11 protein-coding genes are annotated in these 12395 nt (G+C 40.4%); 3 read left to right on the top strand and 8 right to left on the bottom strand.

Annotated elements, in window-relative coordinates; all coding sequences use genetic code 11:
- Positions 1-65: 65 nt before the first annotated feature.
- The 8 genes from HC725_RS07390 to argE form a co-directional block, all read right to left on the bottom strand.
- Complete coding sequence (locus HC725_RS07390; protein ID WP_190331185.1) at positions 66-329, bottom strand: hypothetical protein; 264 nt, start codon at positions 327-329, stop codon at positions 66-68.
- Positions 330-448: 119 nt separating this feature from the next.
- Positions 449-919 carry a hypothetical protein gene (locus HC725_RS07385; protein ID WP_190331184.1) on the bottom strand — a complete coding sequence of 157 codons (471 nt, stop codon included), beginning with the start codon at positions 917-919 and terminating at the stop codon, positions 449-451.
- A gap of 60 nt (positions 920-979) precedes the next feature.
- The gene (locus tag HC725_RS07380; protein WP_190331183.1) at positions 980-1225 is read right to left on the bottom strand and encodes a hypothetical protein; all 246 of its coding nucleotides are present in this window, start codon (positions 1223-1225) and stop codon (positions 980-982) included.
- Between the two features lie 52 nt (positions 1226-1277).
- The gene (locus tag HC725_RS07375) at positions 1278-2453 is read right to left on the bottom strand and encodes a glycosyltransferase (RefSeq protein WP_190331182.1); all 1176 of its coding nucleotides are present in this window, start codon (positions 2451-2453) and stop codon (positions 1278-1280) included.
- 11 nt (positions 2454-2464) lie between these two features.
- Positions 2465-3829: a protein adenylyltransferase SelO family protein gene (locus HC725_RS07370; protein WP_190331181.1), complete on the bottom strand. Its 1365-nt coding sequence runs from the start codon at positions 3827-3829 to the stop codon at positions 2465-2467.
- Complete coding sequence (locus tag HC725_RS07365) at positions 3819-4319, bottom strand: toxin-activating lysine-acyltransferase (RefSeq protein ID WP_190331180.1); 501 nt, start codon at positions 4317-4319, stop codon at positions 3819-3821. Before HC725_RS07365 ends, HC725_RS07370 begins: the two co-directional genes overlap by 11 nt.
- A gap of 454 nt (positions 4320-4773) precedes the next feature.
- Entirely contained in the window at positions 4774-7401 is a 2628-nt protein-coding gene (gene ppc, locus HC725_RS07360; RefSeq protein ID WP_190331179.1) for a phosphoenolpyruvate carboxylase, read from the bottom strand.
- 263 nt (positions 7402-7664) lie between these two features.
- Positions 7665-8816, bottom strand: a complete 1152-nt coding sequence (argE, locus tag HC725_RS07355) for an acetylornithine deacetylase (protein ID WP_190331178.1) — start codon at positions 8814-8816, stop codon at positions 7665-7667.
- A 263-nt stretch (positions 8817-9079) separates the two neighbouring features.
- Here argE and argC point away from each other — a divergent pair, with 263 nt between their 5' ends.
- From argC to HC725_RS07340, 3 genes are all read left to right on the top strand, one after another.
- A complete protein-coding gene (gene argC, locus HC725_RS07350; RefSeq protein ID WP_190331177.1) occupies positions 9080-10081 on the top strand; it encodes an N-acetyl-gamma-glutamyl-phosphate reductase in 1002 nt (333 codons plus the stop codon).
- Positions 10082-10095: 14 nt separating this feature from the next.
- Complete coding sequence (argB, locus tag HC725_RS07345; protein WP_190331255.1) at positions 10096-10896, top strand: acetylglutamate kinase; 801 nt, start codon at positions 10096-10098, stop codon at positions 10894-10896.
- 216 nt (positions 10897-11112) lie between these two features.
- Positions 11113-12345, top strand: a complete 1233-nt coding sequence (locus HC725_RS07340; protein ID WP_190331176.1) for an argininosuccinate synthase — start codon at positions 11113-11115, stop codon at positions 12343-12345.
- Positions 12346-12395: the final 50 nt, after the last annotated feature.

The following is a 12395-nucleotide window of genomic DNA, read 5'->3' as shown; positions in this document are numbered from 1 at the left end:
TTTAAACGCCACATAACCAATTAGGCTAGCCATAATGGCTGTGGAAGTTAAATATATGAAGCGCATTAGAAGTTGCACATCCCCCCTCCAAAGCCAAAGCCACCTGTTCCCCCAGCAGCAGCACCTAAACTCTTAGCGCCAAATCCTACGGCACCTCCTAACGCAGCAAAAGCACCTTGGCAAGCCGCATTCGCAAGCTGACTCCTACCTGCATCACCTTGGGGACCAGCCATTTGATTTATTGCACTAGGCGAGGCTGGGTAACCACTGCTATTACCATCACCACCACCATCAACCATAGATATTTCATCAACACTTAAGTTGTACATAAGTTATTTCCTTATATTAAATTATAGTAAAAGAGTACTGCGCTCATAAAAACCAGCTTGTTAACCAACATTTTTATTATCCAAGGTTTCATTTTAACAACCAAGTAATGAGATTCTATTTATAAATAATAAAACTGTCCAAAATACACAAAAAGTAAAGAAAAAAAATTAAGCATAAAATGAATAGATATTGAAACAAAAAAACCAAGCCATACTTTATTTTCTGACCACACAAGATATGAAAGAGAAAAAACAAAAAATGAGAAGAATGTGATTACACCCCAAAATGGAACCACCAAGCCATGAAGATAAGATATAAAAGCAGCAACGATAATAGCCTTTGTATTTCTACTCTCAAAAAATAAACCTAAAATAGACATTAAAACATATATCATTAGCATTTCAACAACAGGTGAAATAAAACCACCACCTAAGACATCATAGAATGTTATATTTTCTTCCGAGGATTCACTTTGAAAATATTCGAAATAGCCAAGAATTAGAGAAGTAGGTATAGCTACGACAACGCATAATAAAAACGATTTTAAAATATAATAAATTACGCTTTGATTAGAATGATATAAAAACATATTTTCTCTAGATCTCAATAAAAAGGGAAACAGCTAGGCGCAATGCCTAGCTATAAAGACTTAGCAACTCCCATGTGCCATTGCACCGCCACTTTGCATAGTGCAACCACCAGTATCGCGCCCTTGGGCACCATACGTCTGATTAGAGCCAGTGCGTGCTGGATTGTTAGTATATGTGTGAGAATTAGTTAACGCTCCCCATGCTAAATTTCCAGCTACCCATTTAGTCCCTTCCCAGATTAATTTTCCAGCGCCATCACCACCACCATCAACTAGACAAATTTCATCAACACTTAAGTTATACATAAGTTATTTCCTTATATTTAATTACAGTAAAAGAGTACTGCGCTCATAGAAATCACCTTGTTAACCATCCCTTCTTCTTACCCAGAATTTCATCTGAATAGCCGAGTAAATTAGGTAGCCACGTAATCGATTCTAATAAAGCCGAATATAATGGTGCTTTAATCACTTGTCGGTTTGATAACTCACCCGAAAGGTCAAAATCTCTTATATAAGAATGCACCAATAAAAAATAAACAAATACATTGGCAACAGCAACTACTATTGGAATCCAAATACCCATCGCAACCATAAATCCAAGTAAAATAATGCTTGATGGAAATAAATACTGGGCCGCCGTAAGTAAAAACCAAGGAGAAGCGCATAGACCTGCTATCCAATGAGTCTTCCAAGCTTCTGTATAAGCTTCTACTCGTCCCCTAGCCCAGCGTCTACGTTGATTGAACAAACTTTTAACGTCTGTCGGGCATTGTGTGGTCGCTTTTGCTCTAGGCGCATAACCTGTTCGGTATCCGTTAGAAATCGCTTTCCAGCACCACGCGATATCTTCGACCAGCCACTCGCTCCAACCACCTAATTGATTCACCACTGAAGCTCGGTGAGCAACAAACGCGCCAGCTAATACTGGAACACAACCTAGTTTGTCTTGCGCGGCTCTTATCGCACCATAAAAGCTAATGTGTTCATAATGCTGTAATTTTCCTATAAAACTGTCTTTATAGTTTTCTGGCGTAATATACCCACAGACCGCAGCGTATTTTTCATCAGACCAAAGCTTAATTACCAGCTCATAGATGCCGTTGGTATCGATATAAGTATCACTGTCTACAACGACATAGACCTCTCCAGTAGCAATGCCAAGGTCTAGTACATGATCTAAGGCAAAGCCTTTTCTTCCACCATTCACTGGCCTTTCTATTATTTGGAAATCATGGTTCATCTCGGTGTTATCAATCCATTCTTTAACTCTACTGATTGCGTTGTTTGTAGAGCCATCATCAATAACAATAACCTGAATTTGGCTTGGGTAATTCTGATCGTTTAGCTTGTTTAGTGCGTAAATTAAATGCTCTTCGTTTTCATTATAGAAAGGTAAAAAAACCGAAACTGTTGGGTCATTACTATTTTTACACTTCGATTTTTTGAGTTTATAGCACCCAAATAAAACTAAGGTTGTAATAAACGAGAGAAAAGATGTTGTTATTAAAATTACTTCAATCACATCAATCATAACCATCTCACTTATGCTAAGTAACTATTAATAAGCTGACTAATTGATTGATAGTCGTACTTTGTATTCAAGTGCCCCTGAAGCAGGGTAAAAGATGAATATTTGATGTTTCGTAAAGGGAAGCCAATATTATTCACATCTAACCCCTGATTCTCGGCTTCAATGAGAATATTTTGGCGGAATTCTTGGTCATTAAAGCGAGTGATAACTCTACGCTCATCGCTTTTAAGCCGCTCTTTTAAACGACTAGCTCGTAGCAAATTTAAATCTGAATGATCCTCAATTCCTAACTCTATTAACAAGAATTTATTCTCATATTCGTCTAGTAATTTCGAAAACCCCGATGAGTATTCTCTTATTTGACATAATGTCAGTTCACCTTTCGAGTAGTGATTGAGCGTGTCGATGAAGTTAACCAGCCAGGATTTAATAAGTTCATGATCATCCCATACGGCACCAACACCATTAGCCAATACATAATTTCCAAAATCGGGCACGGCCGTTATGGTACCAAAATCCAAGAACCGCCCATCTATCGATATGTTTGAACTGGTTAAAGAACCGTGTGGGATTCCTTTCACTCTCGATGCTGCAATCTGACAAGCTAGGCGATCAATCATTTTGTTAAGGGCATCACCGAGTGACACATTATTTACCTCACCAAAGAGCAATTTAGATAGGTACGGAACGGCCTTTCTTACTCGATTCGCATCATTATCCCGTAGGAAGCTGTAACTCTCCTCTGGCCAGAAAAAAGTACATCGCTCAAAATGTGCTGGGCGCACAGAAACTTCCCTGATAGCTAAGGCACAGTGTTTATAGGGTGCATTATCTAAGTATCCAAACTTATGTTTTGTATTGGTCTTGATAATGGCTAACGTTCGTATTGCTCCGTAGGGTAGATGCTTATGGCAGATCTCACCCCATATTGCCTCACTAATAGCCTCATCAATAAATAATTTACCATGTGAGTGGCTTTCAGATATATTCACAGCCACTAGAGGATTACGTCCTATCCCTTTAATCTGAAAATACCCATTCAAGCCGCACCGTGCGCTACCACCGTTACATACTTCATGTCGAGAGCCATACTGATCTGCCATGAATGATTTCTTATCATTAGTTACAATTCTTGTTTTCTTCGTATAGCTCTTAGACACGTAACTAAAATTATTAATAAGCTCCTCTTTAATGATTTTTTCATCAAGTTCAATATTGTACTCCTGGATAAGTTCTTTATTAATCCAAACGACTTCTGCTCCGTTTAACTTATAGGTATCAAATGAAACAAAGGACTCTTCGGGTAAATCATTACCTATACATGGAGTGTTATCTTTTCCAGCTAACTTATGCGTTTTTAGTAAATCAGTAACCATAAACACTCCGTTTATTCGTTTTGATAATATTACCTTGACTATCTCGAATACAAATATTGATCTCTTTTCTATTCATTCCTGCTGATAAAGTAATGAATCTATAGAGTTCTCTCAATTGACTTGTATTATTTTTTTCCACAAACCAATCCACAACTATTAAATTATTTCCTTCATTCCAATTCATTGGCTTTAATGAAAATTTAGGTTGAGTCATGTAGTTATTAAGTGTCAGATCATCTACCCAAGCCCATATAACATATCCTGTAAAACCAACATCGCTAGATAATTTCAAAAACTTATATTGCCTATGAATTACCGCTGGTTTTATCCAATGTAAAAAAGAAGCTAGGTTTAACTCCCTGCGTTTATTGCATTTAGACATCACCTCTACAAATTGGCCTAATTCATGGGTAACTTCTACTTTTGATAAAGGCCCGTAAGGTAAGCCAGAAATTTGACTATTAAAAAAAGAAACAGCTTTGTGTTTCATTACAACCTACAGAGTTATTTAATATTTAAAACACTAAGACAAAATTTTAAATATAAATATACTTCTCTGATATGTTTCTAGAGTTACAACAAAAAAATAATTATTGATACTCATAATTATTACATTGTAGCGGCCAATGAATATTGAACACAGTTTTAGCGTTTCCCTTGAATAATTCTTCTAAACCATTAGCTGTTAATACCAATCTAACTAACTATCTAATTACTTAGATTAGTATAATTCACCATTGCACTGATGGAATTTGAGTATGAATTGAGTAATCAAAGGGTGTGATGTTCATGGGGGGAATAACGATAAATTGTCATCTCGAAGTGACAAAGGCGCTATCCGTGATCTGCTTTTGAATGTTTGAGTGTCACAAAAAAGCCGCAACGAGTGCGGCTTATATTTTGGTTTCGTGAACTAATAAAAATTCAGCTCTAAAAATTAGGAGTTAACCAGTGTTACGCATACCAGCCGCAATACCTGCGATGGTCAACATTAACGCCTCTTCCAGTTCAGGCGATGGGTTTTCAGTTTGACGAGTGCGGTATAACAACTCCGCTTGTAGCATGTTGAGTGGTTCAACGTAGGTGTTACGCAAACGAATAGACTCAAGCCCCCAAGGGTCGTTTTGCATCAAGTTCTCGTTGTTTTCCACGTTTAGCACTGTGATGATGTCTTTTTGCAATTGCGTGCGTAAACGCTCACCCAAGGGCCATAAAGATTCATCAGTTAGACGGTGATCGTAATAGCGTGAAATGTCTATATTACATTTCGAGTACACCATTTCGAGCATGCCTAAACGAGTTGAGAAGAATGGCCATTCACGACACATTTCCTCTAACATTGCTTGGTGACCTTTATCGATGGAGTATTGAATCGCTTCACCTGCGCCAAGCCATGCAGGTAGTACTAGGCGGTTTTGACTCCATGAGAAAATCCACGGGATCGCACGTAAGCTTTCTACGCCACCACTTGGATTACGTTTTGCTGGGCGAGAACCTAACGGTAATTTACCTAATTCTTGTTCTGGTGTAGCCGCGCGGAAGTAAGGAACAAAATCCGGTTCTCCTTGAACAATGCCACGATACGCTTCACACGATACTTCTGATAATACATCCATCAGATCGCGCCACTCTTGTTTTGGCTCTGGAGGCGGAAGTAAGTTCGCTTCTAAAATGGCGCTAGCATATAAATTAAAGCTGTTTACCGCGACATCAGGCAAGCCCAATTTGAAGCGGATCATTTCGCCTTGCTCTGTTACCCGTAAGCCGCCTTTTAAGCTGCGTGGTGGTTGAGAAAGTAATGCAGCATGCGCTGGTGCTCCGCCGCGTCCTACTGTACCTCCACGGCCGTGGAATAAAGTTAAGTCGATGCCTTCAACATCAGAAACCTTCACTAATTTATCCATAGCAGCGTATTGCGCCCAACCTGCCGACATTACACCAGCATCTTTGGCTGAATCAGAGTAACCAATCATCACCATCTGGTGGTTATTAATGAAGTTTCGGTACCATTCTAGTGAGTACAGTTGCTTCATTACGGTTTCTGAATTATTTAAATCATCTAAGGTTTCGAATAATGGGCACACATCCATGCGGAATTTGCAGCCACATTCTTGCAAAAGTAAGTGAACCGCTAAAACATCAGAAGCAGTACGCGCCATCGAAATAACATAAGCACCAAATGCTTCACGCGGATGATCGGCCATCACTCGGCAAGTATCTAATACTTCTTGTACTTCAGGTGATGGTTGCCAATTACGAGGCAGTAGTGGGCGTTTTGAGCTGAGTTCTTTAATTAAGAATGCGACTTTTTCATCTTCAGACCATTGAGCATAATCACCAATCTCAAGAAAACGTGTCATTTCAGAGATAACATCGGAGTGACGAGTACTTTCTTGACGAATATCTAAACGAACTAAATGCACACCAAACGTTTTGACGCGGCGTAAAGTGTCAACAATCGTACCTTCGGCAATAATGCTCATGCCACATTCGCGTAATGATTGGTAGCAAGCGATCAGCGGATCCCATAATTGATCAACGCTGGTTAAAATCGGTAGGTTAGGAGTATCTTCTCCATTAATTTTCGCTTCTAAAACTGCGCAGGTATTGATCAATAAAGTTCGTAAGCCTTTTAGGATCGCACGGTACGGTTCGTGTTGATCGCCGGCTAAATCACGAACTTGTTGATTACATTGAACCATAGACAATTCAGTGATTAACTCTTGAATATCACCTAAGAATAAATCCGCTGCTTTCCAACGAGAAAGAAGCAAAACTTCTTGGGTTATTGGATGGGTAACATTTGGGTTACCGTCGCGATCACCGCCCATCCAGTTGGTAAAGTGTATAGGGCGATCATCAATGGCTAAGCCTTCACCGATATAGCTTTTTACACGGTCATCAAATTCACGTAGGAAGGCAGGGACGGCTTCCCATAATGAATTTTCCACAACGGCAAAGCCCCACTTGGCTTCATCAAGCGGAGTTGGGCGTTGCTGGCGAATAACATCTGAATGCCAAGATTGAGCAATTAAACCTTCTAGACGACGTTCTGTTGTTAGACGTTCACGAGGAGAAAGATCACTGTGTTCTAATTTCGATAAGCATTTGTTTATTTTGACCAACTTGTTGATCATGGTGCGGCGAGCAATTTCAGTTGGGTGTGCAGTTAACACTAATTCGATGTTGAGTTCTTTGATTGCTTTTGCGGTTTCTTCTTTACTAATTTCGTTGTTGGCCAATTTGCCAAACAAGGTATTAATGGAATCTGGTTCACATACATGCTCTTCACAATGGCGTGAAATTGTATGGTATTGCTCAGCAATGTTGGTCAGATTTAGGAATTGACTAAAAGCGTGGGCGACTGGAGTTAATTGATCATTCGGTAAGTTTTTGATTTCTTCGATCAAATCTTCACGCTCTTGGCTGCCAGCCGCGGCGGATTTTGAAAGCTTACGGATAGTCTCAACTTTTTCTAAAATTGCATCACCATGTGCCTCTTGAATGGTGTTACCCAGAATTTCACCAAGCATGCGTACATTGCTTTTGAGTGCATCATATTTTTCGTTCATTTTTAACACTACCTTGTAAAAAAATTACATCCATTGTTCTCGTCTCGATACCAATCTAGCGAATTTATTTGCACTGAGTCAAACTTTTACGTGCTTTAAATAAATAAAAACGCTGCTGATTGATGTTGATCAGATATTAATCACTTAATCCTTAAGTGGTATATTTGTTGAGCTTGAAGCTAAAGTGCTGTTGTTTACTCGCACTCACCTCAACGACTTAAAATATTATTGCTAATGCTAAAAGCCGATATTTATCTTCAAGCTTAAAAGCAAAACTGTTTAATTGATTTAGACAATACTTTAATCGTTGGATCGATAAATTCAAAGGCTAGAAATTCATCCGGTTGATGCGCTTGATCGATAGAACCCGGTCCTAACACTAAGGTTGGACATACATCTTGTAAGAATGGTGCTTCGGTACAGTAATTTACTGTTTCAGAAGGTATCTCACAAATTTTTTCCATATCGGCAATGAAAGGGTGATCATGTGGGCACTCATAACCAGGAATGGCTTCATGCAATGGTGTGATATCGATTCTACCGGGCCATTTAGCTTGTACTTCTTTTAATGCTGAGCGCAGCATATTATCAAGCCCATCTAAACTAATTCCGGGTAGTGGACGAACGTCATAGTGCAGTTCACAACAGCCGCAAATACGGTTAGCACTGTCGCCTCCATGAATATGCCCTAAGTTTAAGGTTGGGCTTGGAATTGAAAACCCTGGGTGATGATATTCTTTGACTAGCTTGTCTCTCAGCTGCATTAAGGCAAATAATACTTCGTTCATAATCTCAATGGCATTCACTCCAAGGGCTGGATCTGAAGAGTGACCTGATTTTCCTGTGACACGCACCGCATTGGCGACATGACCTTTATGACCTCGAATGGGTTTTAAGCTAGTGGGCTCACCAATAATGCAGTAATCGGGTTTATAGGGGGCGCCATCGGCTTGGCATAATTCTGTGAAGTGACGAGCGCCAAGCATAGTGGTTTCTTCATCACAAGTTGCCAATACGTAAAGAGGCTTGGTTTGCTTACTCCAATCAACGCTCTTCACCGCTTCAATTATAAAGGCAAAGAAACCTTTCATGTCAGCAGTGCCTAAACCATAAAATCGATTATTGGCTTCGGTGAGTTCATGGGGGTTAAAGCTCCAGCGGCCTTCGTCAAAAGGGACGGTATCGGAATGTCCGGATAACAATAAGCCTCCAGACCCTTGGCCCTTCTTGGCAATCATGTTGTGTTTACCTGGTTCGACTTCGATCACTTCTACGTCGAAACTGAGGTCTTTAAACCATTGAGCTAATTTTTCGATAACCTTGGCATTGCCTTGATCCCAAGCTGGATCCGTGGAGCTAATCGATGATGTTGAAATTAAGCCACGATAAACTTCGATAAAATTTGGAATCGACATGTTCTGCTTCCTTACAAGTACTTTATGCGGTCTGGTTTTGTTTGTTGTTGACAAAAAAGTCACAAAACGATAAAAACATATTAAATCATTATTTGTGAATAAAAAATCAAATAATGTCGAAATTTGAGTATATATAGTCATCAAAAGGTTGTATCTTAGACGGCAAGATACAAACAAAGCTTACTACAGCTTTTCATATGACTAGATTTCTAATACGGCTAGTTTTTGAATACGGCTAACTTTTTAATATGGACAGTTAAAATATGTTAAAAACCGCAATTGTTGGTGCCAGTGGTTATACCGGTGCCGAGCTCGCTTTAATGGTTAATAAGCACCCTGAACTCACGCTATCAGGTTTATATGTTTCTGCCAACAGTGCAGATGCAGGTAAACCAATTTGCCAATTGCACGGTAAATTACAAGGTGTGATTGATATGCCTGTGCAGCCTCTAACTTCAGTCGAAGAGGTTGCCAAGCAGTGTGATGTGGTTTTTTTAGCGACCGCCCATGAAGTGAGTCATGATTTAGCGCCGACTTTTTTAGAAAATAGCTGTGTGGTTTTTGATTTGTCTGGTGCTTATCGTGTACAAGCGGAGGGATTCTATCCTCAATATTATGGCTTTGAACACACCAACTCAAAGTGGTTAGATAAAGCCGTGTATGGCCTTGCTGAGTGGAATGAAGATTCTATTGCTGGCGCAGATTTAATTGCCGTTCCGGGTTGTTATCCAACCGCTTCTCAATTAGCAATTAAACCATTGGTTGAAGCTAAGCTGATCGACTTAAATCAATGGCCTGTGATCAATGCAACCAGTGGTGTCACTGGCGCTGGTCGTAAAGCGACAATGACCAACAGTTTTTGCGAAGTGAGCTTACAGCCTTATGGCGTCTTTACCCATCGTCACCAACCAGAGATTGCGAGTCATTTGGGCTGTGACGTTATTTTTACGCCACATCTAGGTAATTTCAAACGCGGCATTTTAGCGACTATTACAATGAAGCTAGCTGATGGTGTCGATGACGAGCAAGTGTCGGCTGCTTTCGAGCAAGCGTATCAAGGCAAACCCGCAGTACGTTTACAGCAAGACTTACCAAAGCTGCAAAATGTTGAAAATACGCCGTTTTGCGATATTGGTTGGAAAGTACAAGGTCAACATGTGATCGTTGTATCGGCGATTGATAATTTGTTGAAAGGTGCTTCTAGCCAAGCGATGCAGTGTTTAAATATTCGTTATGGTTTCCCAATGCTTACCTCATTGGTTTAGGAGTAATAATGAATATGAAAGAATTAGTGAATAGCTCTGCACTTAAGCCTTTGGTTATTAAATTGGGCGGAGCGGTGCTTTCTGACCTTGATACATTGGCTTTATTATTTAAGGCGATAGCCGAATACCAACATCAAGCCGACCGTGAAATAGTGATCGTTCACGGTGGCGGTTATTTGGTTGATGAGTTGATGGATAAGCTGCAATTAGAAACGGTTAAGAAAAATGGGCTACGAGTCACGCCATTTGAGCATATTAATTATATTTCTGGTGCTTTGGCTGGAACGGCCAATAAATTATTGCAAGGCCAGGCGATGAAGCTTGGCTTGAATGCAGTCGGTTTAAGTTTAGCCGATGGCGGCCTATGTCAAGTTAGTCAAATTTCAGATGAGCTTGGTGCGGTTGGCGAAGCAAAAGCAGGCAATGCAATGGTATTAAATGCAATATTGAAAACAGGCGCATTGCCAATCATCAGCTCAATTGGCCTTACTGCTCAAGGTCAACTGATGAATGTGAACGCCGATCAAGCCGCGGTTGCAGTTGCAACAAGTTTGGATGCTGAGCTAGCGCTACTTTCAGATGTTAGTGGCGTGCTTGATGAGAATAAACAATTAATCGCTCAACTTGATCAAGACCAAGCGGATAGATTGATCGAGCAAAAAGTGATCACTGATGGCATGATAGTGAAAGTTCAAGCAGCACTTGATGCGGCCAATGAATTAGGTCGCGCCATTGAAGTCGCTAGCTGGAAAAGTCCTAAAAAATTAACGCAATTATTTGCAGGTAACAGCATAGGAACACGTTTTTACCCTTAATCCGTCATATTTGACGCTGCAGCTTTGTTGGCTACGTTAATTCACCCCAATCACCTAGACAAGCTAGGCTCATAGGCTGAATTCTCTTGCCGCCTCGCTGCAACGCCAACTATATTAGGGTTAAATTACAATTTAATTAAATGATTATCCATGGAATGTCATACCAAAATAAAAGGGATTCCAAGGAAGGCAAATACAAACTTTTGGAGAAGTACAATGGGCAAGTTAAGTGTAGATAAAGCAAGTGTAAATAAAGTCGTTGTTGCCTATTCTGGTGGCTTAGATACGTCCGTGATCATTCCGTGGCTGAAAGAAAACTATGACTGTGAAGTGATCGCGTTTGTGGCCGATGTTGGCCAAGGCGCAGAAGAGCTAGTGGGCATCGAAGAAAAAGCCATCGCATCGGGCGCATCAGAATGCTATATCGCCGATCTTAAAGAAGAAATGGTGGCTGACTACATTTATCCAACACTTAAAACGGGTGCGCTTTATGAAGGTAAATATCTTCTAGGAACTTCAATGGCTCGCCCAATCATTGCCAAAGCACAAGTTGAAGTGGCGCGTAAAGTCGGCGCTGATGCTCTGTGTCATGGCTGTACTGGTAAAGGTAATGACCAAGTTCGTTTTGAAGGCGCATTTGCAGCGCTAGCTCCTGATCTGCATGTGATAGCTCCATGGCGTGAGTGGGATCTTGTGAGTCGTGAAGAGTGTTTAGATTATCTTGCTGAGCGTAATATCCCGTGTACTGCTTCTCTTACTAAAATTTACTCTCGCGATGCAAACGCATGGCACATATCAACTGAAGGTGGCGTGCTAGAAAATACTTGGAACGCACCAAATGATGATTGCTGGGCATGGACGGTCGATCCTGAACTTGCGCCAAATGAAGCAGAATATGTATCACTAAAAGTAGAAAAGGGCGAAGTCGTAGCTGTTGATGGTGAAACTATGACGCCTTATAACGCTTTGGTTTATTTGAATGAAAAAGGTGTAAAACACGGTGTTGGTCGTATTGATATCGTTGAAAACCGTTTAGTAGGCATGAAGTCTCGTGGTTGTTATGAAACCCCAGGAGGCACGATTATGATGGAAGCATTACGTGCAGTTGAGCAATTAGTTCTGGATAAAGCATCATTTGAATTCCGTGAAGAGCTAGGCGTAAAAGCCTCTCACCTTGTTTATGATGGCCGCTGGTTCACTCCATTATGCAAATCACTGCTTGCTGCGACTGAAGAGTTAGCACAAGATGTGAATGGTGAAGTTGTGATTAAGTTGTACAAAGGCCAAGCGACTGTGACGCAAAAACGTTCAGATAACAGCTTGTACTCAGAAGAGTTTGCAACCTTTGGTGATGATCAAGTATATGACCAAAGCCATGCGGGTGGTTTCATCCGTTTGTATTCTTTAGCGAGTCGTATTCGTACATTGAACGCCACGAAAAATAAATAATATACATAATAAATACCGTTATTGCAGGATCTCACTTTTCATTTATCAGT

This window comes from Vibrio sp. S17_S38, from assembly GCF_014694375.1.
GTDB lineage: Bacteria > Pseudomonadota > Gammaproteobacteria > Enterobacterales > Vibrionaceae > Vibrio.
Note: the sequence above shows the minus strand (reverse complement) of the source record. Positions and strands in the feature narration are given on the sequence as shown.